Here is a 26,094-nt window from a genome sequence, read left to right on the forward strand (position 1 = left end):
AACACCACCCGGCTGCACGAGCACCTCGGTCAGCAGACACCTGCCGAGGTCGAAGACGCCTACTATGAACACCAGCGAGGGGAATCTCTTGCTACAGAACCCCGGAACTAAATCCAGGACGGTTCAGTAAGACGCAGTCCGTCTTTTGAAAACCCGGCAACTACATGTTCCGTCCCCATGTCAGAGCCTTGCCGTAAGGTGGGCGACGAATCACCTACGCACCTTGTCCTCGAGTTTCATCCGAGGTCCCATGAGCGTCTACTCCCAGGTCAGTGAAGGCATCCGTGTTCTGAGCCAGCGGCTCCCGGACCTCTTGCAGGCCCGCATCGAGGAGATCGCTCCCTCCGTGCCGTGGACCGCTGTCCTGAAGGAAGTGGACGCGAAGAAGGGCCGCGTTCGGCCACAGAGTGATGCCTACGCGGCCAATGACCTACAGGTGCAGCTGCGCATGCTCACAGAGCGCCTCGCCGGGCTCGGTTTTCCCTTTGACGACGAGTCCCGGATCGTCTCCACGCTGGCGGCCGAGCTGCGCGGAGTTCGGAACCTCTGGGCCCACACCCATGAGTTCAACGCCCTGGAGGGATTCCGCGCCTCCGACTCCAAGGTTCGTCTTCTGGAGCACTTCGGTGATCAGCACGGAGCGGTGAAGCTGGAGCGCCTGCGCAATAAGCTGCTGCCCAACCTGTTGGAAGAGCTTGACCTGGGCGACCGGTTGGAAGACCTCGGCCTGGCGCCGCGCACCGCGGCATCTTCTCTGAGCGCCCCGTCTGCCGAGACGCCGACTGAGGCGCCAGCGGATGACTCCCAGCGCCGGGTGGAAGCAGCGGCGACGCGCTCCACCGTCCAGCGGAATTACACCGAGACAGGCTCCACACAAGGGCTGCTCGGGCAGGACCGCGTGCCGTTCGAAGCATGGATCCCCGCCCAGCTGGGCACACCAGACATGCTGGAGAGCTTCAAGCGTAAGCAGACCCGTGAGCTGGTGCAGGCTGCCGCGGAGGAGGCTATCGATGCTGAAGGACCGGTCCATGAGGACCGTCTGGTGAAGTTCATCCTCACCGCATTCGGGCGTAAGCGCGCCAGCAGCACCCTGGAGCAGCAGATCAAACGTCAGCTTCAGAACCTGGTGAAGTCCAACGGATGCCACCGTGACCAGGACAGCTTCTATTGGCCCGCTCACACGCACCCGCAGGAGTGGATGGAGTTCCGTCCAAGCCCCGACACCCCGGCGCGGAAGTTCGAAGAGATCAGCGCCAAAGAGATGCGCAACGCGGCCCGTGAGATTCAGGAGTACACCGAAGAGGTTCTCTCTGAGACCGAGCTGAAGCGTGCGGTGGTCCGAGTGTTCGGCTTCAAGAAGATCATGCGCCGCTACGAGGCTCGGCTGAACCCCGCTGTCGCGGGGCTCTCCTCCCCTGCCATGCAGTGACCTCTCCGGGGCGCAGTAACCCTGTCACGGGTCCGTGTCCCCGCCTGGCCCTAACGTCATTCTGCTCGCACCCAAACACGAGGGGGAACCCATGCGGGGCATGCGGGGCAAGAACCAACCACCGGACCTGGACTTCGCTGCATCGCCCCAGCAGCTCCGCTACGACATCCAAGCGCGTAGAGCGATCAAGGAAGGCACGGTGATGCGCTTCCAGGCGCAGTACCAGCCTGAGGGCACCGTCTACACCTACGCCGCCGTCTTCGTCTGCGGCGTTTGGCACCTCACCGGACGCTCAAGCGGCACGCTGACGCACGACCAGATGCTTAGTAAGCTCACCAGCGACGCAGTGCTCAACGCCCATGTAGCCACGGCCTTCGAACAGGTGGCCTGAGGCGTAGGGGCGGGGCTTCCCTCCCCTACGCCTCCTTCAACCTCTTCCGTGCCTGATCTACGTCGTAGCTCGCCGCGGGCCAGTGCAGGTTCAGGTCAGCCAGAGCGGCGATGAGCAGCTCCTGGACCGCCAGACGTGAGTACCACTTACGGTCCGCGCCGATAACGTGCCAGGGCGCGTAGTCGGCGTCGGTGGCTTCCAGCAGGCCGTTGTAGATGGTCTGGTAGGTCCCGAACTCCTCGCGAGCGTCCACGTCCGAGGGGTCGAACTTCCAGTGCTTCTCCTCGCGGTCCAGCCGCGAGAGCAGCCGCTCCAGCTGCTCCTCCGGGGAGATGTGCAGCATCACCTTGATGATCACAAAGCCACGGCGGACCAGCTCGCGCTCGAAGATCTGCAAAGACTCCACCCGGTCAGCCAGCTTCTGCTCGCTCAGGCTGCCCTGCACCGTGGGAACCAACACATCCTCATAATGGGACCGATCGAAGACGCCCACATGCCCAGGCTGAGGCAGCCGGCGGATGATGCGCTGCAGGTAGTGCTCGCGGGCCTCCTCCCGGGTGGGCTTGCCGAAAGCGGCAACGTCCACACCCAGCGGGTCCATCGCACCCACCACAGACTTCACCATGCCGCCCTTGCCGGAGGCATCCATCCCCTGCAGCACCAGCAACAACCGCGGCCCACGCTCCAGCTTCTGCAGAGCTTCCTCCACCGCCGGGGAGAACAGCTCCTTGCGCCGCTGGGTCTCCGTAGGAGTGCGCCGCGGAGCCCGGGCAGTCAGCGCCTTATCGACGTCCCGCTGCTCCTGATCCGGAGCAGCCTGCACATGGGCCCACATCAGCTCCTGCAGATCGGCCAGCGTCTCCGCACGCTGGTCCAAGATCTTCTGACCATCGGCCTTCTTGCCCTCGAACCCGGCGCGGCGCCTGGTGGGAACCTCACCCAGATCCAACGGCTGATCGTACTGGCTGACCCGCCACAGACTGCGCGGGTCGGCGTCGAAGGGGTTGTTCTTATTCGCCTTGGGCCCCCGCACACCGGTGAGCGTCACATCCAGCGGGGCAGGCACGGAGTGTTCCTGAGACATCTGAAGGGCTCCTTCGCTCATAGGCTGCGCCGGATGTGTCCATGTTTATCAGACCAGCAGCCGGCCATCCCTCGGCACGGCGCTGACCAGGCGCTACGGTGGGGATCACCAAGGAGGTCGATATGCAGGAAGCCGACAGCACCAACCGCCCGACGACGGCCCCATCCACGACGACTCAGCCACCTACATCTCGGTCCGCAGCGCGCCGCTCCACCGCTTCCCAGCGTGACTCCCCGTGGGTGCAGGGCATCGTCCTGGCCCTCATGGTGGCCATCCCACTGACCATCAGCTTCCTGGGCAGCCAGGCCACCCAGCCGCACACCGACGGCTGGTACGAACAGGCCGACACAGCACCTTGGAACCCGCCGGACTGGCTGTTCGGGCCGGTGTGGACCGTCCTCTACATCGGGATGGGCCTCGCCGCCTGGCTGGTCTGGCGGGAACGCCACCGGGCCCGCGTGACCACGCCCCTGGTGCTCTACTTCGTCCAACTGGCCTTCAACGGCGTCTGGACGCCCCTGTTCTTCGCCGGCTATCCCAGCTGGGGCGGCGCCGCCCTCTGGGCAGCGCTGGGCGTGATCATCACACTGATCATCCTGGTGATCCTGACCGCACGCGCCTTCTGGCCCATCAGCCGGACAGCAGCAGTCATCCTGCTCCCCTACCTGGCGTGGATCCTCTACGCGTCCACGCTGAACGCCTACATCGCGGTGGCCAACTGAGCCGACCACCCCGCCGGGCCCCTGAGCCTCAGTGTGCCGCGGCCGGTGCCTGGCCTGCCCGGTTCACCTCCCGAGGACGTGGCGCAGCGCGGCTGCCAACGTGGTGTGGCGGAATCCGAAACCGCTGCTGCGGGCATGCTCGGCGCTGGCGCGCTGATCCGCCATAGCCAACTCTCTGGCACCCTGCCGGCCGAGCAGCAGTGCGGGGCCGAAGCCAGGCACGGGGATGGCCGAGGGCCGGTGCAGAACATCGCCCAGCGTCTTGGCGTACTCGCCGGCGGTCACCGGTTCAGGCGCCACCCCGTTGATCGGTCCCTCCACCGATGGCTCCAGGGCCGCGTGGACGATCAGCGATGCGATGTCATCGATGCTGATCCAGCTCTGCCACTGGTCACCACCGAGCGGGCCGCCCATCCCGACGGCGAACAGAGGCAGCATCTGCTGCAGAACCCCTCCGGCCGGCGACTGCACGATGCCGGTGCGGACCGTGGCCACGCGCACTCCGGCCCGGTGCGCCGGGGCTGTGGCCTGCTCCCATTCCCAGCAGACATCGGCCAGAAAGTCGGTGCCTGCGGGCAGGTCTTCTGTCAGCAGCTGTTGCTGATGAGTCCGGTCCGCCGGCCTGGCACCGTAGAACCCTACCGCTGACCCGCTGACCAGCACTCGCCCGCGGCTGTCCCGGGATTCAGCATGCGCCAGTGCCCGTGCGATGAGATCCGTGCCCTGGACCCGGGAGGCTCTCACCTTCTGCTTGTGCTTCTCGGTGAACCGTCCCGCCAGCGGATGACCGGCCAGATGGATGACGGCGTCCACGTCGGCGAACTCGTCAGGATCCAGCTCCTGCGCGGCCGGGTCCCACACGATGACGCGCTGGCCCTCCTGCGCGCCTGCAGAGGACTGCGCGCCTGCAGAGGACTGCGCGCCTGCAGAGGAGCGGCGGACCATCGGGCGGACCTCGATCCCAGCGCCACCCAGCAGCGCACATACCTGCCTGCCGACCAGCCCTGAGGCGCCGCTGACCGCCACCACGTGCACCGGCGGCACCGGCGGCGCACCGGCAGATGAGCCGGATGAGGCCAGTGTGCCGTGGCTCTGATGGAAGGCCAGCTCTGCCACGGTCTGGCGTGCACGGTAGTCGAAGATCCGGCGCAGCTCGGCCTCAAACCGCGAGGTCACCGCCGCTGAGACTGCTGACGGCGTCCGCCGCGGCAGCGGAAGCTCATAATGGACCTGCTCGGACAGCAGCGTCCCATCGCCCTCATCGGAGAACTGGCGTTCGTGGAACCACTGGGCGGCCGGCCCCGAGACCATATCGTCGGCGAAGCCCCGCCCGGGCGAGAAGTCCGTATGCCGGGCATGCCAGGTCAGTTGGGTGCGCAGCGGCAGCCTGAGCTGTGATCCGATGAGCCCCGAAAGCGCCGTCAGGCTGGTCCCCCAGATCCCTGGCAGGTTGATCCCCAGTGCGGACCGGGAATCCTCCTGAAGGCCGTCAGAGGGCTCCTGCTTCACCTCTCCGGCGAACGGCGGATGCAGCCGGACCAGCGCTCCGGGGCGGGAGTACCAGGCGAAGACATCCTCGCGGGAGAACGGGAGGTGGGATTGGTGCTCGAAGACCGGCATGAGAGACTCCTGATCCTTTCCCGGCAGGCCCACGGCCTTTCGGCCGCCTCGTCTCCTGAGTCTAGGTGACCGGCGGGCTCAGCGGAGAAGATCCTGCTAACGGACCGGTCCGGGCCGGAGCACGGCCAGAGGCACGCGCCAACGGAACTTCAGCGCCAGGAACCTGATCACGAATATTCCAGCCGCAATGCCCACCGCGGCGAAGGCGTTGAAGATGCCGAGCTCCAATGCTGTCGTGGTCGCGGCCGCGCCCAGGAAGGCTGGTGCCGCGTAGACGCCGTCGGGATTGAAGATCTGCGGGACCTCGTTGGCCACCACATCACGCAGCGCACCGCCACCCACCGCAGTGGTCACGCCCAACAGCACGCAGGCCACCGGGTTCAGCCCCGCCTCATAAGCGATGAAGGAACCCATCACGCAGAACAGGGACAGCCCCACCGCGTCGAAGGCCAGCAGGGTCCGGCGCAGCCTGTCCTCCCGGATCAGCCGCACGAAGACCACCAGCACGGCCAGCGCCACCGGGATCAGATACAGCGGGGCGCCGAACGCGGTGGGAACACCCTGGGCAAGCATCACGTCACGGATCACACCGCCGCCCAGACCGGCCAGGCTGGCCAACAGCAGGGACCCGACGATGTCGAAGCCCTTCTTCACCGCCAGCAGCGCCCCGGAGACCGCAAAGGCGAAGGTCCCCACCAGCTCCAGGGCGAGCACCATCGTCTCAACTGACACGAGTAAGACCCCTCACAGCTCACAGCAGATACACGGACGCTCTATTGTAAGAGGAGGCGCACCCGAGAGAAGGACCCGCTATGCGTTCCCTCTGGCTCGACACACACCCGATCACCCTGCCCACCTCAGCCCAGGCCCAGCCTGAGCACCTCTCCCCCGGCACCCACTACGACGCCGTCATCGCCGGCGCCGGCATCACGGGACTCACCACCGCGGTGCTGCTGGCCCGCGCCGGCAAGTCCGTAGCCGTCCTGGAAGCCCGCAGCATCGGCGCGGCGGCCACCGGCAACACCACGGCGAAGGTCTCCCTGCTGCAGGGCACAGTGCTCTCCGGCATCCGCCGCCACCAGGGCGATGACACGCTGCAGGCCTATGTGGACGGCAACCGCGAGGCCCAGGCCTGGCTGCTGCACTACCTGGACCACCGCGGCGTGGACTGTCAGCGCCGCACCGCCTACACCTACGCCACCACGGAAGAGGGCCGCTCCGCGCTGGAGGAGGAGCTGCAGGCCTGCCGAGCCGCCGGCGTCGAGGCTCAGTGGACGGAGGAGACGGAACTCCCCTTCCCCGTCACCGGGGCGCTGAAACTCGACAATCAGGCTCAGATCCACCCGATGGCGCTGCTGCAGGCCCTGGTCGACGAGCTCTACGAACGCGGCGGTGTGGTCCTGGAAGGCATCCGGGTCACCGGCGCCGCCGACACCGACCGCAGCGATGTCCCGCTCACTGTTGACACCACGGCAGGCACGCTGACTGCCGATCAGCTCATCCTCGCCACCGGGGCGCCCATCATGGACCGCGGCGGCCACTTCGCCAAGCTCACAGCCCACCGCTCCTATGCGCTGAGCTTCCGGCTTCCGGTGGAGTCCAGAGGACAGAGCCCGAAGGGCATGTATCTGAGCGCCGACTCCCCCAGCCGCACCACCCGTACCGTCCCGATGCCGGAGGGCACCGACGCCGGCGAGGAGCTGCTGATCGTCGGCGGCAGCGACCATGTGGTGGGCCGCGCCCAGTCCCAGGGCTATGCCTGCCACCAGGCAGCCATCGACGAACTGGAGGCCTGGACCCAGGAGCACTTCCCCCGCGCCGAACGCACCCACTCCTGGGCCGCCCAGGACTACTGCGCCGCCACCTCCGTGCCCTATATCGGCGCGCTGCCCCGCGGCGGCGGAGATATCTACGTGGCCACCGGGTTCAACAAATGGGGCATGACCAACGGCGTGGCCGCGGCCCTGGCCCTCGCCTCGGAGATCCTCCACCACGACCTCGGCAGCGGCGGCACCATGCACTGGGCCCAGACCCTGATGAACACCTCGCTCACAGGCCCCACACTGCTCACTGGGGTGAAGGACAACCTGCAGGTCGGGGCACATATGCTCAGCGACTGGACTCAGGCCGCGCTGCGCAGCCTGTCGGAGGAGGCTCCCGCCGAGGGTCAGGGCGTGGTGGGGCGCCGCGACGGCCGGCCCGTGGCCGTCTCCACCGTGGACGGGCAGACCTGCGAGCTCTCCGCGGTCTGCCCACATATGGGTGGGATCCTCACCTGGAACGACGCCGAACGTTCCTGGGACTGCCCGCTGCACGCCTCCCGCTTCAGCCACGACGGCACGCTGTTGGAAGGCCCGGCGGTGAAGGACCTGAAGCCACCGCGCTGAGGCTGAGCCGTTCAGCACACGCCGCAGCACAGCACCCAGCACTCCCGAGACAGAGAAGACCCCCGTCACCGTCGTACGGTGCGGGGGTCTTCTCTGTCTGAAGAGACTCAGCTCATCGCTGGATCACTCAGCGTCCTCAGCCACCACAGTGTTCACGGAGGTGGACTCCTCGGAGTCCTTCTCCTCGTCCACCACGGGTGCCAGGGAGAGCTTGCCGCGGTCGTCGATCTTGGTGATCTCCACCTGCAGCTTCTGACCCACACCGACCACGTCCTCGACGTCGTCCACGCGCTTGCCGTCGTTGAGCTTGCGCAGCTCGCTGATGTGCAGCAGGCCGTCCTTGCCTGGGGTCAGGGAGATGAACGCGCCGAAGCTGGTCAGCTTCACCACGGTGCCCAGATACCGCTCGCCCGCCTCGGGGACGGTCGGGTTGGCGATCGCGTTGATCGCCGAACGGGCTGCCTCAGCGGAATCGCCGTCGGTGGCGCCGATCAGCACGGTGCCGTCATCCTCGATGGAGATGTCGGTGCCGGTGTCCTCCTGGATCTGGTTGATCATCTTGCCCTTCGGGCCGATGACCTCACCGATCTTGTCCACCGGCACGGAGACCGAGATGATGCGCGGGGCGGTCATCGCCATCTCGTCCGGGCCGTCGATGGCCGCGGTCAGCACACCCAGGATGTGCAGACGAGCCTCACGGGCCTGCTTCAGCGCTGCCGAGAGCACGGAGGCGGGGATGCCGTCCAGCTTGGTGTCCAGCTGGATGGCGGTGACGAACTCCTCGGTGCCTGCGACCTTGAAGTCCATGTCGCCGAAGGCATCCTCGGCGCCCAGGATGTCGGTCAGGGCTGCGTAGCGGGTCTCGCCGTCGACCTCGTCGGAGACCAGGCCCATGGCGATGCCGGCCACCGGTGCCTTCAGCGGCACACCTGCGTTGAGCAGGGACAGCGTGGAGGCGCAGACCGAGCCCATGGAGGTGGAGCCGTTGGAGCCCAGAGCCTCGGAGACCTGACGGATCGCGTAGGGGAACTCCTCGCGGGAGGGCAGCACCGGGGTGATGGCGCGCTCTGCCAGAGCACCGTGGCCGATCTCGCGGCGCTTGGGCGAGCCCACGCGGCCGGTCTCACCCACGGAGTAGGGCGGGAAGTTGTAGTTGTGCATGTACCGCTTGGTGGTCTCCGGCGACAGGCTGTCGATGGTCTGCTCCATCTTCAGCATGTTCAGCGTGGTGATGCCCAGGATCTGGGTCTCGCCGCGCTCGAAGATCGCCGAGCCGTGCACGCGCGGGATGACCTCGACCTCTGCGGTGAGCTGGCGGATGTCCGCCAGGCCGCGGCCGTCGATGCGGACCTGATCGCGCAGGATGCGCTGGCGGATGACCTGCTTGGTCACCGAGCCCAGAGCCTTGGAGATCTCGCCCTCGCGGCCCTCGAACTCCTTGCCCTCGCCGGCCAGCTGCTCGAGCACCTCAGCCTTGAGGTCCTCATCGGCGTTCTGGCGCTCCTGCTTGTCGGCGATCTGGTAGATGCTGGAGAGCTTCTCCTCAGCAACGCCCTTCACAGCCTCCAGCACGTCGTCCTGGTAGTCCTGGAAGGTCGGAACCTCCACGGGCTCCTTGCCGGCGCGCTGGACCAGATCTGCCTGAGCCTCGCACAGGACCTTGATGAACGGCTTGGCGGCCTCCAGGCCCTCAGCCACGATGTCCTCGGTAGGAGCAGTGCGGCCCTGGGTCTTGATCAGGTTCCAGGAGCTGTCGGTGGCCTCTGCCTCAACCATCATGACGGCGATGTCATCGCCGGCCACGCGGCCTGCCACGACCATGTTGAAGACGGCGTTCTTCAGCTGGGAGTGCTTGGGGAAGGCCACCCACTGGGCCTCGCCCTGACCATCGTCGATCAGTGCCACACGCACGCCGCCGATCGGGCCGGAGAACGGCAGACCGGAGAGCTGGGTGGACAGCGAGGCACCGTTGATGGCGACCACGTCGTAGAGGTCATCGGGGTTGATGGCCATGATGGTCTCGACCACCTGGACCTCGTTGCGGATGCCCTTCTTGAAGGCCGGACGCAGCGGACGGTCGATCAGACGAGCGGCCAGCGTGGCGTCAGTGGTGGGGCGCCCCTCGCGGCGGAAGAAGCTGCCGGGGATGCGGCCTGCGGCGTACATACGCTCTTCGATGTCCACCGTCAGCGGGAAGAAGTCGAAGCCTTCGCGCGGGTGGCGGCCGACGGAGGTGGCCGAGAGCAGCGTGGTCTCCTCATCGAGGGTGACCACTGCGGAGCCGGCGGCCTGCTTGGCGAGGCGGCCGGTCTCGAAACGGATGGTGCGGGAGCCGAAACGACCGTTGTCGATCACGGCTTCTGCATAGTGAACCTCGGGACCCTGCATGGCAGGTGTCTCCTCTCTGTTGTTGAGTGTTGCAGTGCAGCACACGGCTGCAGGCACCACAGCTGAGAGGAAGATGTGTATGACGGCCTTCGATCGAAGCCCACGGGCGCGGGAACACTCACGCCTCCCGTAAGCCACTACCGAGGACCGGGCATACAGTCTCTCAGCGGGTGCTCCACCTAGTCTCGCACACAAAACGGGTGGCCCCTAAGCAGGGACCACCCGTTTCGGCTTGGTGATCAGCGTTTGACGCTGAAGCTCTTCGCTGGGATCAGCGACGCAGACCCAGACGCTTGATCAGCGTACGGTAGCGCTCGATGTCCTTGCGCTCAAGGTAGTTGAGCAGACGACGACGGCGACCCACCAGCAGCATCAGACCACGACGGGTGTGGTGATCCTGCTTGTGCTCCTTCAGGTGCTCGGTGAGGTCGGAGATCCGACGAGTCAGCACTGCAACCTGGACCTCGGGCGAACCGGTGTCGCCCTCCTTAGTTGCATGCTCCTTGATGATCTCCTGCTTGACAGCGGGATCCAAAGCCATGGAAAAGCTCCTTATTCGATGTGCCGCGACAAAGACCGAGCTTTGCCCTCAGCTGAGGGCCAGGGACCGGCGCCAGCCACCGCGGACTGCAGCATGGCGGAAGTCATCAGATGACAACCCCACTACTATACAGAGTTCTGCCCGGGTACACCAGGGCCCAGGCTCCGGTCAGCAGACCTCAGCCAGCGGGCCGCAGCTGAGCCGCATGCAAGGCTGTGATCATCGGCAGCTCCAACACATCCTCCTCGGCCAGCCCCCGCTCGCGCAGCAGGTAGTCCTCCAGGTTCCCCCGACGCCGGATGCGGTCCTCCTCCGAGGCCGAGAGCCAGGAGCTCAGTGTGGTGGCATAGCGGAAGATCTCCGCCACGCTCAGACTGCGGCTCCAGCGGTGCTCAGTGGTCTGCACCGGTCCGAAGAGCTCAGCATCCAGCGTGGGCCTCCACTGCGGCCGGTAGACATCCCCAGCCCGCATGATCCGGGTCAGCCGATGGACGGTCTCATCGCTGGTGTCCAGATAGTTCCAGATCAGCGCCAGCTGACCGCCGTCGATCAGCAGTCGGCGCACCTCCTGCTGAACCGCCCCGGCGTCGAACCAATGCCAGGCCTGAGCGGCGACGACGACGTCGGCACTCCCCCGCTCCAGCCCGGTCTCCTCCGCCGGAGCGCCGGTGATGCGCAGCCTGCTCTGCAGGGCTGTGTCTTCCTGCTGGTCCTGATGCTGCACCGACTGTGCCAGCACTTCGGTCATCGCCTGACTGGGCTCCACCGCATGGACCTGCGCCCCGCGACAGAGCAGCTGGCGGCTCAGGATGCCGGTGCCCGCACCCAGGTCCACGATCCGCGGCGCGGAAGACTGCGCCGCTGTGCTCCCCTGCTCAACACAACCCCGCGCAGCGCCCTCCCCCAGCGCGAGGATCTGCTGGACTGCTGCCGCGGGGTAGCGGGGGCGCAGCGCATCGTATTCCCAGGCCTCCTCCACCGACTGCTGGTCCGCAAAGGAGCTGCCGAGCTGCCGGCGTCGGGACTCACTGGTGATCAGCGGATCAGCATCACTGCGCCGCTTGGGACGGTTGCGGGCTTCACCGCCGCTGCGCGGACTGTGGGACTCAGTCACCGCGGAACCCCTCAGGCGGCGGTGCTGTCCGAGGCCGCAGAGGGCTGGGACACCTGTCCGGGCCAGGTCTGGGCCAGGACGTCGCGGGCATCGCAGACGTCCTGGGTCATCTGCTCCACCAGCTTCTCCACGCCCTCATAGGCGACCATGCCACGCAGCCGCTGGACGAACTCCACGCGGACGACCTGGCCGTAGAGGTCGAAGTCCTCGATCTTCTCCTCCGGGCGGTCGATCACATGGGATTCCACCACACGCTCGATGCCGTCGAAGGTGGGGTTGGAACCCACTGAGATCGCAGCCGGCCAGTATTTGCCGTGCTCATCCACGAACCATCCGGCGTAGACGCCGTCGGCGGGGATCATGCCCTCAGCATCGGAGCCGAGGTTGGCGGTGGGGAATCCGAGCTCGCGGCCGCGGGCGGCACCATGGACCACAGTGCCCAGCACCGAATGGGGCCGGCCGAGCACCTCGCAGGCGCTGGTGACATCGCCCTCGCGCAGGGCCTCACGCACCCAGGTGGAGGAGCAGCGGCGGTCGGTGGAGGCTGAATAGTCCTCCACCCCCACCACAGAGAAGCCGTAGCGCTGGCCCAGCTCCACCATGGTCTCGAAGGTTCCGGAGTTTCCCTGACCGAAGCGCACATCGTGACCGACCACCACCACAGCGGCGCGCAGGGCGTCCACCAGATAGGTCCTCACGAACTCCTCGGCGGTCAGCGCCGCCAGGTCCAGGGTGTAGTGGAGCATGAGCAGCCCCTCGAGGCCGTTGGCCTGAAGCCGGCGCATCTTCTCCGTGACGCCGGTCAGCATCTCGGGGCAGTCCTCCGGGCGGTGGACCTGCAGCGGATGCGGGTCGAAGGAGATCGCCACAGAGGCCGCGTCATGCTCGCAGGCGGCTGCGACCAGCTGGTTCAGAACATGCTGATGACCCAGGTGGACGCCGTCGAAGTTGCCGATGGTCACCGCCGTCGGACCGAGCGCGGCGGGGACCTCCTGCAGGCCATTCCAGATGTGCACGGATCTACTGTACAGTCCGGTGGCGCAGCAGCCAGAACAGCCCCACGAACGGCAGGATCAGCGGGATGTAGCCGTAGCCCTGACCGAAGTGGGACCACACGGTGGCCTCGTTGAACAGCTCCGGGTCCAGCACAGTCCAGAGCCCGATGCCGATCACTCCGGCCATCTCCACCAGCACAGCCACCAGGGCCACCAGCCAGGCGGTGTGCCCGCGGCGGGCCAGAGCCACAGTGGCCAGGATGTAGACCGCGGCGGCGAAGGCGCTCAGCAGATACGCCACCGGGGAATCCTCGAAGTGCACGACGATCTGGTACAGCGCCCGGGCGAAGGAGGAGATCGCGAAGATTCCATAGGCGGTGATGATCAGCATGCCGATCCCGCGGTTGCGCGGCGTAGGGCCGGCCACCTGCTGGCCGGCGTCGGGCTGGCTGAACCTGCTCATAGGGCGCTCCCCCACCAGATCTCTTCGAGCCGATAGACCATCACGAAGACCACCAGCCCCACAAAGCTCATCACCAGGTTGGACCAGCGGGTCTTATCGATCACCGCCCAGATGAACACGCCGATGGGCAGGATCAGGGCGGTCAGCACATACCCCCAGAACTCCCAGACCTCACCGACCACCGAGGCCCCGCCGGACTGGCGGACCGCGGCGTAGCCGGCATAGGCGAAGAGGTAGAGCTCGATGACGGCCAGGCTGATGATCGCCGAATCCGCGGGGTGGCGCCGCACAGCCGTCATCACCCAGCAGATGAGGGCGGATGCCGCACAGATCACGGTGCCGATGATGAACATCGCCGTCATAGGGACTCCTCTGCGGACATGCCTTCAGGCGCCGGGATCACGGCACCTGCGTTCACTGGGCGGCGAACACCAGCTCCGGCTTCGCCTGGAACATCTTAGCCTCTGCCGCATCCGGCGAGGACGAGGCGCCCTTCTTGGCGGGGACATCCGTGAGCAAGGCCACGAGCGCACCGTCCGGGCCGAAGGCCGCAGTCAGTCCCTCGCGGCGCCCCTTGGCATCGGCGATGGTCTCTCCGCTGGGCTGAACCACCTCGGCATCGGCCGAGGCGGTGATCCGCCGGCCGTGCCCCAGGTTGAAAGCCTCCTCCTCGGTGAGCTGCCGGGCCGGGAAGAGCTGTGCGGCGGCCTCAGCCAGACCGATGTAGCCGAAGTCCTCCCCCAGCTGCTCCAGAGTCAGCGTCTGATCGATGCTGTAGGGCCCGACGGCGGCGCGGCGCAGCGCGGTCAGATGACCGCCGGTCCCCAGGATCTCGCCGAGATCCCGGGCCAGGGCGCGCACATAGGTGCCCGAAGAGACCCGGACCTCCACGTCGACGTCCACCGTCTTGCCCTCGTCCAGGCGGCGGATGTCATGGACCTCGAAGCGCTCCACCGTCACCGGCCGGGCGTCCAGGGCCACCTCCTCGCCGGCGCGGGCGCGGTCATAGGAGCGCTTGCCGTCCACCTTGATAGCAGAGACGGTGCTGGGCACCTGCATGATCTCCCCGGTCAGCCGGGTCACGGCCTCATCGAGCTTCTCCGGGGTGACCGCATTGGCGAACCGGTTCTCCAGAACCTCGCCCTCGGCGTCGTCGGTGGTGGTGGTCTGACCCAGCCGCACCGTGGCGGTGTAGGTCTTGTCCACTCCGACGATGTGGGTCAGCAGCCGGGTGGCCCGGTTGATGCCCACCACCAGCACGCCGGTGGCCATAGGGTCCAGCGTGCCGGCGTGGCCGACCTTGCGGGTGCCGGCGAGCTTCCGGATCTTGCCGACGACGTCGTGGGAGGTCCAGCCGGCAGGCTTGTCCACCAGGACAAGACCTGAACCGACCTCGATCTCCTCAGGCCTCTGCTTCTTGCCCATGGAGACTACTGATCTCCCTGGGACCGGTAGGGGGAATCCTCGGAGACCGGCTCTGCGCCCTCGCGCAGCTTCCGGACCTTCTCGTCCTGTTCGCGGGCCTTGCGGAGGATGTCCTCCAGGTGCTCGGCCTGCTCCGGGATCTCATCCGGGACGAACTCCAGGGTGGGGGTCAGCCGGATGTTCAGCTGACGTCCCATCTCATGCCGCAGCACGCCCCGGTTGGCGTCCAGGACCTCCTCGGCACCGGCCTTGGCGTCCTCGTCGGAGGCCATGACCGTGTAGTAGACGGTGGCGTGCTGCAGGTCGTTGGTGACCCGGGAATCGGTCACTGTGATGAGCTCAGCACGCTCATCCTTGACCCGGCTGCGCAGGGCCTCCGCGATGATGACCTTGATGCGCTGGGCAAGCCGTGCCGCGCGTGCTGGATCAGCCATGATGCGCTCCTTCGTGTGTACGTTCGGTCTCAGCCTAGAACACGAGCGCCGGACCCCGCGTCTGCAGCGGGATCCGGCGTCGTGGTGAGAGTGTCCTGATCAGACGCGCGGGATCTCGCGCATCTCCCAGGTCTCGATGATGTCGCCTTCCTGGATGTCGTTGAAGGTACCCAGACCGATACCACACTCGAAGCCGTCGCGGACCTCGGTGGCGTCGTCCTTGTAGCGCTTCAGCGACTCGATGGCCAGCTTCTCGGAGACCACCTTGCCGTCGCGCACCAGACGGGCCTTGGCGTTGCGGCGGATGATGCCCGAGCGGACGATCGAACCGGCGATGTTGCCGAACTTGGAGGAGCGGAAGACCTCGCGGATCTCTGCCGATCCCAGCTCGACCTCCTCGTACTCCGGCTTGAGCATGCCCTTCAGCGCTGCCTCGATGTCATCGATGGCTGCGTAGATGACCGAGTAGAAGCGCATGTCCACGCCCTCACGGTCGGCCAGCTCGATGACGCGCTCGGCCGGGCGGACGTTGAAGCCGACGATGACGGCGTCGTCCACAGTAGCCAGGTTGACGTCGTTCTGGGTGATCGCGCCCACGCCGCGGTGGATGACCCGCAGCTGGACCTCGTCGCCCACATCGATGCCCATGAGCGCATCCTCCAGGGCCTCCACAGCACCGGAGACGTCGCCCTTGATGATGAGGTTGAGGGTGTCGATCTTGCCCTCGGCCACCACCTGGTCGAAGTTCTCCAGGGAGACGCGCTTGCGGCGCTTGGCCAGCATGGCGTTGCGCTCGACCGCCTCACGCTTCTCAGCGATCTGGCGTGCGGTGCGGTCCTCCTCGGTGGAGAGGAAGGAGTCGCCGGCGCGCGGCACATTGGACAGGCCCAGGACCTGGACCGGACGCGACGGTCCGGCCTCCGCGACTGCCTCGCCGTTCTCGTCGAACATCGCACGGACACGTCCGAATGCAGTGCCGACCACCATGTTGTCGCCGACCTTCAGCGTGCCGGACTGCACCAGGACGGTGGCCACAGGCCCGCGTCCCTTGTCCAGGTTGGCCTCGATGGCCACACCACGTGCTTCCTTGTCCGGGTTGGCCTGAAGCTCCAGAGCCGCGTCGGAGGTCAGCAGGACTGCCTCGAGCAGCTCCTCGATGTTGAGGTTCTGGCGTGCGGAGACGTCGACGAACATGACATCGCCGCCGTACTCCTCGGGCACCAGCTCGTACTCGGTGAGCTGACCGCGGATCTTGTCCGGGGAGGCCCCCTCCTTATCGATCTTGTTGACCGCGACCACCACCGGAACACCGGCGGCCTTGGCGTGGTTCAGCGCCTCCACCGTCTGCGGCATGACGCCGTCGTCGGCGGCGACCACCAGCACGGCGATGTCGGTGACCTTGGCACCACGGGCACGCATAGCGGTGAACGCCTCGTGACCCGGGGTGTCGATGAAGGTGAGCTTGCGCTCCTCGCCCTCGTGAGGGACATCCACCTGGTACGCACCGATGTGCTGGGTGATGCCGCCGTGCTCGCCCTCGGTGACCTTGGAGGAGCGGACGGCATCCAGCAGACGGGTCTTACCGTGGTCGACGTGACCCATCACGGTCACCACCGGAGCACGGGGCTCCAGGTCCTCGTCGGACTCGGCGGCGGCCTCGTTCTCCAAGTTGATGTCGAAGGACTCGAGCAGCTCCCGGTCCTCATCCTCCGGAGAGACGATCTGGACCTTATAGCCCAGCTCCTCGCCGAGCAGCTGGAAGGTCTCCTCGTCCAGGGACTGGTTGGCGGTGGCCATCTCGCCGAGCTTCATCAGCACGGTGACCAGCGCTGCCGGCTCCGCTCCGATCTTCTCGGCGAAGTCGGCCAGAGAGGAGCCGCGGCGCAGACGCAGAACGGTGTTGCCGTCGCCCTTGGGGACGCGGACGCCGCCGATCTCGCGGGTCTGACGCTGCTCCATCTCTGCGCGCTTGGCGCGCTTCGACTTACGGCTCTTGGAGCGGGACGGACCGCCGCGCCCGAAGGCACCTGCGGCACCGCCGCGACCACGGCCTCCGCGACCGCGCGGCGGACCGCCGCCCGGGGCACCGCCGCCGGGACCGCCACCGGGTCCACGGCCTCCGCCGGGACCACCGGGGGCCTGGCCGGGAACCATGGAGGGCTTGGGAGCGCCGCCGGGACGCGGGCCCGGCTTGGGGCCGCCGGGACGGGGAGCACCCTGGCCGCCCTGACCGCCGCGCTGACCACCAGCAGGTGCGCCCGGGCGGGGACCTCCCTGACCACCCTGGCCGCCGCGCGGACGCGGGCCGCCCTGACCGCCGCCGCGCTCAGTGCGCATGCCCTGCTGCGAGGCGAAGGGGTTGTTGCCCGGACGCGGCCCCGGCCGGGGACCGGGACGCGGAGCCGGACGCTCGGAGCTCATGCCCTGCGAGGAGGAGAACGGGTTGTTTCCCGGGCGGGGACCGCCAGGCTTCGGAGCCGAAGACTTCTTCTCACCGGACTCGCCGGAGACGTCAGTCTCAGGCTTCTGACCGGGCTTGGGTGCGGCGTCGCCGCTCTTCTGCGCATCCTCAGCCTTGGCGGAGGACTGACCGGCCGCGCCGCCACCGGGCTTCGGTGCAGGCTTGGGGCCGGGCTTGGCAGCCGGCTTGGGCTTCTCGGCGGCCGGAGCCTCCTCAGAGGCCTCTGCGGCAGGAGCCTTCTCGGCCTCCTGTGCGGGTGCAGCCTCAGCAGCCGGGGCCTCCTCCTTCTTCTTGGGAGCAGGCTTGGGTGCGGACTTCTTGTCACCGCCCTTCTCGGCGGCGTCGGGGTAGGCGGCACGCAGCTTCTTGGCTACGGGCGGCTCCACCGTGGAGGACGGGGACTTGACGAACTCCCCCATGTCCTGAAGTTTTGCAAGTGCTTCTTTGGAAGTGATACCGAGCTCTTTGGCGAGCTCGTGCACGCGGGCCTTGGCCACTTTTCTCCTGTTCTGGCCCGCACGATGCCCCGCCGATCATCAGCGGGGCTGATATCAGCGGTTCACCGGAGACGAGCCGTGTGACTGATTCTGATCCGTGACGGAGTTACACAGGTGTGTCATCACTGGGCACTCATCCGTCGATGCTCATCGGGTATCCATCTCTCTGATCCCGCTTTCATCTCGAACCGTTCGGCACGTCTCTCCCTCAACGGGAGATCCGTGTCCGCTGACAGTGCTGAGCTCCTCGAAGCTGAGGTGCCCGACGTCGACCTGACCTCGGAAGGCCCGGTTGAAGGCCCTCTTGGAGATCGCTGCCTCGAAGCAGCTGCGCCGCGGGTGGAGCCAGGCGCCGCGGCCGGGCTTCCGGCGTGCGGCGTCAAGAACCACCTGCGAACCCTCCAGGGCCAGCCTCAGGACGTCCTCCTGCTCACAGCGACGGCGGCAGCCGACGCATGTGCGCACAGGAACCATGACAGTCTACTCCTTCTGACCGGGGCCGTCACTCCGAGACCACGGGCGCGCCGTCCGAGGCGGCGTCGGAGAGGATGTCGATCCGCCAACCGGTCAGCTTGGCGGCCAGACGGGCGTTCTGCCCCTCCTTACCGATGGCCAGCGAGAGCTGGTAGTCCGGCACGACCACACGAGCCGAGCGGGCGTTCTCATCCAGGATCTCCACGCTGGAGACCTTGGAGGGCGAGAGCGCGTGGGCGATGAACTCCGCCGGGTCGTCACTGTGGTCGATGATGTCGATCTTCTCATCGTTCAGCTCGGTCATCACCGCACGCACACGCGAGCCCATGGAGCCGATGCAGGCGCCCTTGGCATTGATTCCGGCCTGGTGAGCCTTGACCGCGATCTTGGTGCGGTGCCCGGCCTCACGAGCGATGGAGGTGATCTCCACCGTGCCGTCGGCGATCTCCGGGACCTCGTGCTCGAAGAGCTTCTTCACCAGGCCCGGGTGGGAACGGGACAGGGTGATGGAGGGACCCTTCATGCCGCGGTGGACGTCCACCACATAGGCGCGCAGGCGGGCGCCGTGGGCGTACTCCTCCCCGGGAACGTGCTCCTGCGGGGGCAGCACAGCCTCAACGGTGCCCAGGTCCACCTGGATCATGTTGGGGTTGCGGCCCTGCTGGATGAGCCCGGAGACCAGTTCACCCTCGCGGCCGCGGAACTCACCGAGGACCTGGTCGTCCTCGGCGTCGCGGATGCGCTGCATGATGACCTGACGCGCCGTGGAGGCGGCCACACGGCCGAAGTTCTTGGGGGTGTCGTCGAACTCGCCGAGCACGGTCCCGTCCTCATCGAACTCCTTGGCCCAGATGGCCACGTGACCGCTGGACTGGTCGATCTCGGCACGGGCGTGCTGCAGGGCTCCGGGCGTCTTGTGATAGGCGAGGACGAGTGCCTGTTCGATGGCCGGCATCAGCCTTTCGAGAGGAATGTCACGTTCATTGACGAGCATCCGCAGGGCGCTCATATCGATATCCACTTGTGCCTCCGGTTCATACAGCAGCGTTGCGCACGATCAGCGAGCCGTCTGGGCTCAGTCGTCTTCCGTGTGTGAAAACTCTACCTGCACACGGGCAGTGGTGATGGAGGTCAGGTCCAGCTCCACCGGATCCTTGTACTTCACCGGCATGCCCTTCTTGGGTGCGGGCTTCTGCTCAGAGACGGTGATGCTCTGCTCCGAGGCACCCTCCAGACGGGCCACCAGCTGCCGGCCGTCTGCAGTGGTGATCTCAAGGAGACGGCCCACATTGCGGCGGAAATGACGCGGCAGGGTCAGCGGACGGGTGGCTCCGGGGGTGGAGACCTCCAGGTCGTACTCCGGGACGTCCTTCAGCGTGGCCCCGGCCTCGCCGTCGAGGATCTCGGAGACCTCCTCGGAGAGCTCGGCCAGAGTGTCCAGGTCCACCTGCTCGGAGCCCTCGGCGTAGTCCACCACCACGCGCAGGGCGGTGCGATGGCCGGCGGGTCTGAGCTCCAGCTCCTCCAGGAAGAGTCCCAGACGGTTCACCGCCGGCTCCACCAGCTCGGCCAGCTCTGCGGAACGGGCATCGGGAAAGCGGCGGTCATCAGCGGGGCGGGGTGATGCAGACATGACACCCATTGTGCCCCGTTAGACTGTGGTGGCAGTAATCATCCGTGATGGAAACGAGACTCACCGTGCCGATTCGCCTATCCCAGCTCTTCCTGCGCACTCTGCGCGACAACCCCGCCGACGCCGAGGTCGCCAGCCACCAGCTGCTGGTCCGCGCCGGCTACATCCGCCGCTCAGCCCCAGGCATCTACTCCTGGCTGCCGCTGGGCCTGAAGGTGCTGGCCAAGGTGGAGCAGATCGTCCGCGAAGAGATGGAGGCCATCGGCGCCCAGGAGGTGCACTTCCCCGCACTGCTGCCCAAGGAGCCCTATGAGGCCACCGGGCGCTGGGAGGACTACGGGGACAACATCTTCCGCGTGGCCGACCGCAGGATCCCCAAGGACGCGGCCGGCAAGCCCGAGGAGTTCAACTACCTGCTGGCTCCCACCCATGAGGAGGCCTTCACCCTGCTGGTGAAGGACCTCTACACCTCCTATAAGGATCTGCCGCTGAGCATCTACCAGATCCAGACCAAGTACCGGGATGAGGCCCGCCCCCGGGCCGGACTGCTGCGCGGCCGCGAGTTCATCATGAAGGACTCCTACTCCTTCTGCCTCTCCGAGGAGGACCAGCAGGCCGCCTACGGCGCCCACCGCGAGGCCTACATCCGCATCTTCGAGCGCATGGGCCTGCCGGTGGTCCCGGTCAACGCCGTCTCCGGCGCGATGGGCGGCTCCGCCTCCGAGGAGTTCCTCTTCCCCTGCGCCATCGGTGAGGACACCTTTGTGGAGTCCGACGGCGGCTACCGCGCCAACGTGGAGGCCGTCACCACTCCGGCACCCGAGCCCATCGACTTCAGCGGTCTGCCCGCCGCGGCGGTCCACCCCACTCCGGGCACCGACACCATCGAGACCCTGGTCGACGCCGCCAACCAGAACCACCCGCGCGAGGACCGTCCGTGGAACGCTGCGGACACGCTGAAGAACGTGGTGGTCGCCGTCGTGATGCCCGATGGTGAGCGCCGTGTGGCCGTCATCGGCGTCCCCGGTGACCGCGATGTCGACCTGAAGCGCGTGGAGGCGTCCATCGGTGATCACCTGGGTGCCGCCGGCGAGGTGGCCGTGGAAGCCGCTGTGGAGGCCGACCTCAGGAAGAACCCCGGCCTGGTGCGCGGCTACATCGGCCCCGGCCTGTCGCTGGAGGCGCCTGTGCTGGGCGAGGAGGGCACCACCGGCCTGACCTACCTGGTGGACCCGCGCGTGGTCTCCGGCAGCAGCTGGATCACCGGCGCCAACGAGCATGACAAGCACGTCTTCGGGCTGGTGGCCGGGCGCGACTTCGGCTGGGACGGCGTGATCGAGGCCGTGGCAGTGCGCGACGGCGATCCCTCCCCCGACGGCTCCGGCCCGCTGCACACCCGCCGCGGCATCGAGCTGGGCCACATCTTCCACCTCGGAAAGAAGTACGCCGAGGCGCTGGACCTGAAGGTCCTGGACGAGAACGGCAAGCTCAGCACGGTGACCATGGGGTCCTATGGCCTGGGCGTGACCCGCGTGCTGGCCGCCATCGCCGAGGACAACAACGATGACCGCGGCCTGATCTGGCCCGGCACCGTGGCTCCGGCCGATGTGCACCTGGTGGCCACCGGCAAGGGCGAGGAGATCTACGAGGCAGCCGGGACGCTGGCCGCAGACCTCGAGGCCCAGGGCCTGACCGTGATCTACGACGACCGTCCCAAGGTCTCCCCCGGCGTGAAGTTCGGCGATGCCGAGCTGGTGGGCGTGCCGACCATCGTGGTGGTGGGCCGAGGCCTCAAGGACGGCAAGGTGGAGGTCAAGGACCGCCGCTCGGGCGAAGCCCAGGAGGTTGCTCTGGATGCCGCCGTCTCCACTGTGGTGGAACGTGCGGCGAGCCTGAAGTGATCGCCGGGGAGGACATCACATGGGTGGTGATCCTCCTTCTGGTCCTCGCAGGCTTCGCGGCCGGATGGGTGGACGCCGTCGTCGGCGGCGGAGGCCTGCTGCAGCTGCCCGTGCTGCTGATGGTGCCCGGGATCAGCCCGGTCCAGGCGCTGGCCACCAATAAGCTCGGCAGCGTCTTCGGCACCACCGTCTCCGCGATCACCTACGTCCGGCGGGTCAGACCGTCGATGGGCACAGCCCTGCCCATGGCCTTCGCCGCGCTGCTGGCCAGCTACGGCGGGGCGGTGGTGGCAGCCTGGCTGCCCGAGCGGGTGATCCTGCCGCTGATCCTGGCCGCGCTGCTCGGCGTCGGGATCTTCGCCGCGCTGAAGCCGAGTGTGGGGCAGCTGGAGAAGCTGCGGCATATGGGCTTCGGGCACCTGGCCCGGGCCGTGGTGATCGGGGCGATCATCGGCTTCTACGACGGCGTGCTGGGCCCGGGAACCGGCACCTTTCTGATCATCGCCCTGGTGATGGTGCTGGGCTACAGCTTCCTGAACTCCTCTGCCCAGGCGAAGGTGGTCAACATGGCCACCAACCTGGGTGCGCTGCTGTACTTCGCACCCGCCGGCCACGTGCTGGTGTGGCTGGGCCTGATGCTCGGCGCGGCCAATATGGCCGGCGGGTACGTGGGCGCCCGGATGGCGATCTCCAAGGGCTCCCAGTTCATCCGCGTGGTGTTCCTGGTGGTGGTCTTCGTTCTGATCCTCAAGCTGGGCTACGACGTGGCCGTGGACCTCTTCGCCTGACCGGTTTCGCCGTCCCTCCCCGCCGTCCCTCCTCACCCTCGTTTTACCAAGGCATTTCCGGTTTACCTACCCATATACGTTGGGGTTATCTGAAAAGTGCTTGGTAAAACGAGGGTCGCGGAGGGCGTGGCCGAGGTTATCCACAGGAGGACGCATTGCCTCAGCGGGATCTGCACAGATCGGCAAGGGTGGATCTATGCCTTCACCACATCCGAAAGCCACGCTCCTGGTCGCACGGCCCGACGACGGCGGTTCGGCCAGTCCGCATGCACTCAGCGCGCGCGTGGACGCTGGAGAACTGCTGCGCATCCGTCCAGGGGTCTACCTGGAGCCCCTTGCTTGGATTCGCTCGCCTCCTTGGGAGCGGCCGCTCATCGCTGCCGCCGCCCAAGCCTTGGCAAGGCCGGAGACGATCTTCTGCCGCGAGACCGCGCTCAGCCTTCACGGCGTGAGCCTGTTGCATCCGGAAGACTTCGTGCACATCAGAGTCTCGTCCAACGCCAGCGCCGGACGCCGTGCACCACGGGCCATGACCGGCCGCACCTCCATGCGGCGGCTGCAGCAGCTATGCCACCTGCCCGACGGGACCACCCTCAACGCGGAACGCGCTCTGAGGAACGTCCCGACGCGCGCCTTTCAGTTTCCGCAGCGATATCGTGTCTCGCTCAAGAAGGGACTGGACCCTTCTGCGTCGCGGAATTACCGGGCCGCGCTGGTCGACGTCGAGCTTCCCGAGCTGCAGGAGGTCAGCGTCCCTGGACTTCGGCTGCGCGCCGAACCCGTGGAGCTGGCTACCATGGACACGGTGCACCGGCTCAGCTTCCCCTCCGCAATCAGTGTGCTGGACGGGTTGCGAGGAGGAAGGCACCGTGCGGGGACCGAGCTGGTCGAAGTCGGGTTGCTCGCCTGGGGCGAGGCTCTTCCCTCCCGACGAGCGCGGCTCCGCACCGACGTGGCCTGGAAGTTCTCTGATGGGCGATCGGCCAATCCGGGTGAGTCCTGGTCGCGCGTCCTCATTCATGATCTGGGCTTCGAGCCCCCAGACCTGCAGGTCAAACTGATCACGCCCGATGGCGCACTGTACTCAGATTTCGGGTGGGAGGCGGCCGGCGTCGTCGGGGAGTTCGACGGCAACCAGAAGTACCTGCAGGCCGAGCAGTACGGTCTGAGCCCCCAGCAGGCCGTGCTGCACGAGAAACGCCGGGAAGATGGCATCCGGCGGCTGGGCTACGACGTAGCCCGCTGGAACTGGCAGACCCTGCAGAACCCGTGGCAGCTGGAGTCGATCCTTCGTGAGAAGGGCGTCCCGCGCCGCGGGCTCTGACCGGCCCCATCGCTTCACCCGAGCCTCACCCTCGTTTTACCAAGGAGTTTTCGGTTTACCCACCCGTATACGCAGGGGTTATCTGAAAAGTGCTTGGTAAAACGAGGGTGCTCGACCGCGTAGGCGGAGTGTTCAGAGGTCCTCGAGGATGGCGTGAGCCTGTTCCTCCAGCTCCTCGACGGCGACCTCGGACTCCTCCTCGTCCAGCTCTCCCCCGGCCGACGCCGCCAGCAGGACCACCTGGGAGCCGTGGCGCATCAGGACTGCCACGCTCTGCTCGGTGGAGTCCTCGCCCTCCACTTCGCGATAGATGCCCAAAGCCTCCTCGGCCTCCGACTCCACCGCCACGGACTCCACGGAGGTGGAGGTCTCGGCCTCGGGCTCGTCATCCTCGCCGATGCCGCCGCGGGTCACCGTGTAGGAGCCGCAGTTCTCCAGGCCGCTGTCCTCGCCGGCCAAGTAGGCCTCGGAGGCGCGGGAGTCCTGGAAGGAGTAGATCGTGGCCTGACGTTCGGAGGGCAGGTCCACCTCGACCGGCTCGTCCTCCTCGTCATCCTCCCCCTCGTCCTCGCCGTCCTGCTGCGGCGCGTCATCCTGGGCGGCCTCGTCCTGGCCGGCGTCCTGCTCGCTCTCGTTCTCCAGCGGGAGTGTGACCGACGTGGAGCTGAAGCCGCCACCGGAGGCCGCGGTGTCGCCGCCCTCGTCCTGGGACCCCTCATCAGCCTGATCCTCAGAGTCACTCTCAGAGCCCTCGCCGGAATCCTCTCCCCCGCCGCTGTCGGCGTGGGCGATGAGCGCACCCTCCGGCACGGGTGAGGCTGACTGCATCACGTACTGCTTGCAGTCGGTGGGGTCCACGGCGAGCTTCTGCAGCTCGGTCTCGATGTCGCGCAGGTTGGGGTAATAATCGTCGGTGTCGCTGAGCCCGGCGCCGTCGAAGTGATCCTCCAGGATCTCGCGCATCTCCTCGTGGGAGAGCTGGTTTCCCCGCGGATCCGGGGCTTCGAGCTCATCGAAGCCCTCGTCGTCGAAGTCCCCGGCCTCGCCGGACCCCTGCTCCTGGGGCACCTCATCCTCACAGGCGGTCAGGGCGAGCAGCCCGGTCAGCGCCAGGACGGAGACGGTGCGAACACGGCGGGGGGAAGAGTTCTGCGGCATCACTAGAACAGTATGGTGGCGAAGGTGCCCTCAGGCTGGAAGCCCACGCGCTGGTAGGCCCGAACGGCAGCTGTGTTGTATCCGTTGACGTAGAGGCTCACCACCGGAGCCAGCTTCAGCCCGTAGTCCACCACGGCGGACATCCCCGACGCCGCCAGCCCGAGTCCGCGGTGCTCAGGGTGGACCCAGACCCCCTGGACCTGGACCACCTCGCGGGTGACAGCCCCGAACTCTGCTTTGAAGATGATGATGTCGTCCTCGCCCACGGCGATCAGCGAATAGCCGCCGGCGATGAGGCTGCGGATCCGCTGCTGATACTCCGAGGCACCCTGAGTATAGGGAGAGAATCCCAGCTCCTCGGTGAACATGGCCGCGCTGGCCTGCTCCACGGCGTCGAACTCCCCCAGCCGGGAGGGGCGGACCTCCGGCATAGGCTCGATGGCTGAGGGCACATCGATGGAGAGCAGCGGCTGATCGGCCCGGACCTCACGGACGTTGACCCAGCCGGCGGCGTCGTGGAGCTCCAGGACGGGCTCGGCGTCGCCGTAGACGGAGGAGACCCGACGCCGCAGGGCCCGCAGGGCGAGCCCATAGAGCTCGCCCTCGGCCGGGCCGGCGTGGACCGGTGTGATGTTGGAACCCACCCAGCAGGCTGAGGAGAGCTCCCCGGACTGCTCGGGATGGTCGACGCCCAGGAGCATCGCCCCGATACGGCCTTTCCCCGGTGCGGCCGTTCCGCGGGCGCGCACCGCCGCCAGCACGGAGACGTGGTGGGCGGGGTCGCGCTCCAGCAGGCGCAGCAGCGCGGGGGTGTCGGTCGGCTCGAGGACGCGCACCGCACCGGAGGTGGCGCGGTGCACGCGAG

At 67.2% G+C, this 26,094-nt stretch carries 24 protein-coding genes; 7 read left to right on the forward strand and 17 right to left on the reverse strand.

Annotated elements, in window-relative coordinates:
• Window positions 1-250: 250 nt before the first annotated feature.
• The gene (locus IEW85_RS04205; RefSeq protein ID WP_188683015.1) at window positions 251-1,429 is read left to right on the forward strand and encodes a DUF3320 domain-containing protein; all 1,179 of its coding nucleotides are present in this window, start codon (window positions 251-253) and stop codon (window positions 1,427-1,429) included.
• Window positions 1,430-1,520: 91 nt separating this feature from the next.
• Window positions 1,521-1,820: a hypothetical protein gene (locus IEW85_RS04210; protein ID WP_188683017.1), complete on the forward strand. Its 300-nt coding sequence runs from the start codon at window positions 1,521-1,523 to the stop codon at window positions 1,818-1,820.
• A 25-nt stretch (window positions 1,821-1,845) separates the two neighbouring features.
• Here the strand turns inward: IEW85_RS04210 and IEW85_RS04215 are convergent, their stop codons facing one another.
• Entirely contained in the window at window positions 1,846-2,904 is a 1,059-nt protein-coding gene (locus IEW85_RS04215; protein WP_188683019.1) for a PPK2 family polyphosphate kinase, read from the reverse strand.
• 122 nt (window positions 2,905-3,026) lie between these two features.
• On the opposite strand from IEW85_RS04215, the gene IEW85_RS04220 reads away from it, so the two are divergent.
• Complete coding sequence (locus tag IEW85_RS04220; protein ID WP_229658786.1) at window positions 3,027-3,626, forward strand: TspO/MBR family protein; 600 nt, start codon at window positions 3,027-3,029, stop codon at window positions 3,624-3,626.
• 63 nt (window positions 3,627-3,689) lie between these two features.
• Here IEW85_RS04220 and IEW85_RS04225 read toward each other — a convergent pair whose 3' ends face one another.
• Together IEW85_RS04225 and IEW85_RS04230 are read right to left on the reverse strand one after the other, a co-directional pair.
• The gene (locus IEW85_RS04225; protein ID WP_188683021.1) at window positions 3,690-5,246 is read right to left on the reverse strand and encodes a TIGR01777 family oxidoreductase; all 1,557 of its coding nucleotides are present in this window, start codon (window positions 5,244-5,246) and stop codon (window positions 3,690-3,692) included.
• Between the two features lie 96 nt (window positions 5,247-5,342).
• Window positions 5,343-5,978, reverse strand: coding sequence for a trimeric intracellular cation channel family protein (locus tag IEW85_RS04230; protein WP_229658787.1), 636 nt, complete (start codon window positions 5,976-5,978; stop codon window positions 5,343-5,345).
• An 80-nt stretch (window positions 5,979-6,058) separates the two neighbouring features.
• Here IEW85_RS04230 and IEW85_RS04235 point away from each other — a divergent pair, with 80 nt between their 5' ends.
• Window positions 6,059-7,633, forward strand: coding sequence for an FAD-dependent oxidoreductase (locus IEW85_RS04235; protein ID WP_188683023.1), 1,575 nt, complete (start codon window positions 6,059-6,061; stop codon window positions 7,631-7,633).
• A 123-nt stretch (window positions 7,634-7,756) separates the two neighbouring features.
• Here the strand turns inward: IEW85_RS04235 and IEW85_RS04240 are convergent, their stop codons facing one another.
• From IEW85_RS04240 to rimP, 12 genes are all read right to left on the reverse strand, one after another.
• Complete coding sequence (locus IEW85_RS04240) at window positions 7,757-10,021, reverse strand: polyribonucleotide nucleotidyltransferase (protein ID WP_188683025.1); 2,265 nt, start codon at window positions 10,019-10,021, stop codon at window positions 7,757-7,759.
• A 271-nt stretch (window positions 10,022-10,292) separates the two neighbouring features.
• A complete protein-coding gene (gene rpsO / locus IEW85_RS04245) occupies window positions 10,293-10,562 on the reverse strand; it encodes a 30S ribosomal protein S15 (RefSeq protein WP_188683028.1) in 270 nt (89 codons plus the stop codon).
• A gap of 178 nt (window positions 10,563-10,740) precedes the next feature.
• Complete coding sequence (locus IEW85_RS04250; RefSeq protein ID WP_188683030.1) at window positions 10,741-11,676, reverse strand: class I SAM-dependent methyltransferase; 936 nt, start codon at window positions 11,674-11,676, stop codon at window positions 10,741-10,743.
• 11 nt (window positions 11,677-11,687) lie between these two features.
• Window positions 11,688-12,692 carry a bifunctional riboflavin kinase/FAD synthetase gene (locus IEW85_RS04255; protein ID WP_188683032.1) on the reverse strand — a complete coding sequence of 335 codons (1,005 nt, stop codon included), beginning with the start codon at window positions 12,690-12,692 and terminating at the stop codon, window positions 11,688-11,690.
• A 4-nt stretch (window positions 12,693-12,696) separates the two neighbouring features.
• Window positions 12,697-13,134: a hypothetical protein gene (locus IEW85_RS04260; RefSeq protein ID WP_188683034.1), complete on the reverse strand. Its 438-nt coding sequence runs from the start codon at window positions 13,132-13,134 to the stop codon at window positions 12,697-12,699.
• Window positions 13,131-13,496: a hypothetical protein gene (locus tag IEW85_RS04265; RefSeq protein ID WP_188683036.1), complete on the reverse strand. Its 366-nt coding sequence runs from the start codon at window positions 13,494-13,496 to the stop codon at window positions 13,131-13,133. The genes IEW85_RS04260 and IEW85_RS04265 overlap by 4 nt, the downstream gene beginning before the upstream one ends.
• A 52-nt stretch (window positions 13,497-13,548) precedes the next feature.
• Window positions 13,549-14,559: a tRNA pseudouridine(55) synthase TruB gene (truB, locus tag IEW85_RS04270; protein WP_188683038.1), complete on the reverse strand. Its 1,011-nt coding sequence runs from the start codon at window positions 14,557-14,559 to the stop codon at window positions 13,549-13,551.
• A gap of 5 nt (window positions 14,560-14,564) precedes the next feature.
• On the reverse strand, window positions 14,565-14,993 hold the full coding sequence (gene rbfA / locus IEW85_RS04275; RefSeq protein WP_188683040.1) for a 30S ribosome-binding factor RbfA: 429 nt from the start codon (window positions 14,991-14,993) through the stop codon (window positions 14,565-14,567).
• Window positions 14,994-15,092: 99 nt separating this feature from the next.
• A complete protein-coding gene (gene infB, locus IEW85_RS04280) occupies window positions 15,093-17,951 on the reverse strand; it encodes a translation initiation factor IF-2 (protein ID WP_188683042.1) in 2,859 nt (952 codons plus the stop codon).
• A gap of 147 nt (window positions 17,952-18,098) precedes the next feature.
• Window positions 18,099-18,425, reverse strand: a complete 327-nt coding sequence (locus IEW85_RS04285; protein ID WP_188683044.1) for a YlxR family protein — start codon at window positions 18,423-18,425, stop codon at window positions 18,099-18,101.
• Between the two features lie 28 nt (window positions 18,426-18,453).
• Entirely contained in the window at window positions 18,454-19,446 is a 993-nt protein-coding gene (gene nusA / locus IEW85_RS04290; protein WP_188683046.1) for a transcription termination factor NusA, read from the reverse strand.
• Window positions 19,447-19,500: 54 nt separating this feature from the next.
• Entirely contained in the window at window positions 19,501-20,058 is a 558-nt protein-coding gene (gene rimP / locus IEW85_RS04295) for a ribosome maturation factor RimP (RefSeq protein WP_188683048.1), read from the reverse strand.
• 65 nt (window positions 20,059-20,123) lie between these two features.
• Here rimP and IEW85_RS04300 point away from each other — a divergent pair, with 65 nt between their 5' ends.
• From IEW85_RS04300 to IEW85_RS04310, 3 genes are all read left to right on the forward strand, one after another.
• Complete coding sequence (locus tag IEW85_RS04300) at window positions 20,124-21,959, forward strand: proline--tRNA ligase (RefSeq protein ID WP_188683050.1); 1,836 nt, start codon at window positions 20,124-20,126, stop codon at window positions 21,957-21,959.
• Window positions 21,956-22,747, forward strand: a complete 792-nt coding sequence (locus IEW85_RS04305; protein WP_188683052.1) for a TSUP family transporter — start codon at window positions 21,956-21,958, stop codon at window positions 22,745-22,747. The genes IEW85_RS04300 and IEW85_RS04305 overlap by 4 nt, the downstream gene beginning before the upstream one ends.
• Window positions 22,748-22,943: 196 nt before the next feature.
• Complete coding sequence (locus IEW85_RS04310) at window positions 22,944-24,071, forward strand: hypothetical protein (RefSeq protein WP_188683054.1); 1,128 nt, start codon at window positions 22,944-22,946, stop codon at window positions 24,069-24,071.
• A 132-nt stretch (window positions 24,072-24,203) separates the two neighbouring features.
• Here the strand turns inward: IEW85_RS04310 and IEW85_RS04315 are convergent, their stop codons facing one another.
• Together IEW85_RS04315 and IEW85_RS04320 are read right to left on the reverse strand one after the other, a co-directional pair.
• A complete protein-coding gene (locus tag IEW85_RS04315; RefSeq protein ID WP_188683056.1) occupies window positions 24,204-25,229 on the reverse strand; it encodes a hypothetical protein in 1,026 nt (341 codons plus the stop codon).
• A gap of 2 nt (window positions 25,230-25,231) precedes the next feature.
• Entirely contained in the window at window positions 25,232-26,089 is an 858-nt protein-coding gene (locus IEW85_RS04320) for a GNAT family N-acetyltransferase (RefSeq protein ID WP_188683058.1), read from the reverse strand.
• Window positions 26,090-26,094 lie beyond the last annotated feature (5 nt).

The sequence above is a fragment of the Nesterenkonia cremea genome (genome assembly GCF_014642675.1).
Lineage (GTDB): Bacteria > Actinomycetota > Actinomycetes > Actinomycetales > Micrococcaceae > Nesterenkonia > Nesterenkonia cremea.

Coding starts and splice junctions, on each gene's coding strand:
- IEW85_RS04205 (WP_188683015.1), top strand. CDS start 251: ATGAGCGTCTACTCCCAGGTCAGTGAAGGCATCCGTGTTCTGAGCCAG.
- IEW85_RS04210 (WP_188683017.1), top strand. CDS start 1,521: ATGCGGGGCATGCGGGGCAAGAACCAACCACCGGACCTGGACTTCGCT.
- IEW85_RS04215 (WP_188683019.1), bottom strand. CDS start 2,904: ATGTCTCAGGAACACTCCGTGCCTGCCCCGCTGGATGTGACGCTCACC.
- IEW85_RS04220 (WP_229658786.1), top strand. CDS start 3,027: ATGCAGGAAGCCGACAGCACCAACCGCCCGACGACGGCCCCATCCACG.
- IEW85_RS04225 (WP_188683021.1), bottom strand. CDS start 5,246: ATGCCGGTCTTCGAGCACCAATCCCACCTCCCGTTCTCCCGCGAGGAT.
- IEW85_RS04235 (WP_188683023.1), top strand. CDS start 6,059: ATGCGTTCCCTCTGGCTCGACACACACCCGATCACCCTGCCCACCTCA.
- IEW85_RS04240 (WP_188683025.1), bottom strand. CDS start 10,021: ATGCAGGGTCCCGAGGTTCACTATGCAGAAGCCGTGATCGACAACGGT.
- rpsO (WP_188683028.1), bottom strand. CDS start 10,562: ATGGCTTTGGATCCCGCTGTCAAGCAGGAGATCATCAAGGAGCATGCA.
- IEW85_RS04260 (WP_188683034.1), bottom strand. CDS start 13,134: ATGAGCAGGTTCAGCCAGCCCGACGCCGGCCAGCAGGTGGCCGGCCCT.
- IEW85_RS04265 (WP_188683036.1), bottom strand. CDS start 13,496: ATGACGGCGATGTTCATCATCGGCACCGTGATCTGTGCGGCATCCGCC.
- truB (WP_188683038.1), bottom strand. CDS start 14,559: ATGGGCAAGAAGCAGAGGCCTGAGGAGATCGAGGTCGGTTCAGGTCTT.
- rbfA (WP_188683040.1), bottom strand. CDS start 14,993: ATGGCTGATCCAGCACGCGCGGCACGGCTTGCCCAGCGCATCAAGGTC.
- IEW85_RS04285 (WP_188683044.1), bottom strand. CDS start 18,425: ATGGTTCCTGTGCGCACATGCGTCGGCTGCCGCCGTCGCTGTGAGCAG.
- rimP (WP_188683048.1), bottom strand. CDS start 20,058: ATGTCTGCATCACCCCGCCCCGCTGATGACCGCCGCTTTCCCGATGCC.
- IEW85_RS04310 (WP_188683054.1), top strand. CDS start 22,944: ATGCCTTCACCACATCCGAAAGCCACGCTCCTGGTCGCACGGCCCGAC.
- IEW85_RS04315 (WP_188683056.1), bottom strand. CDS start 25,229: ATGCCGCAGAACTCTTCCCCCCGCCGTGTTCGCACCGTCTCCGTCCTG.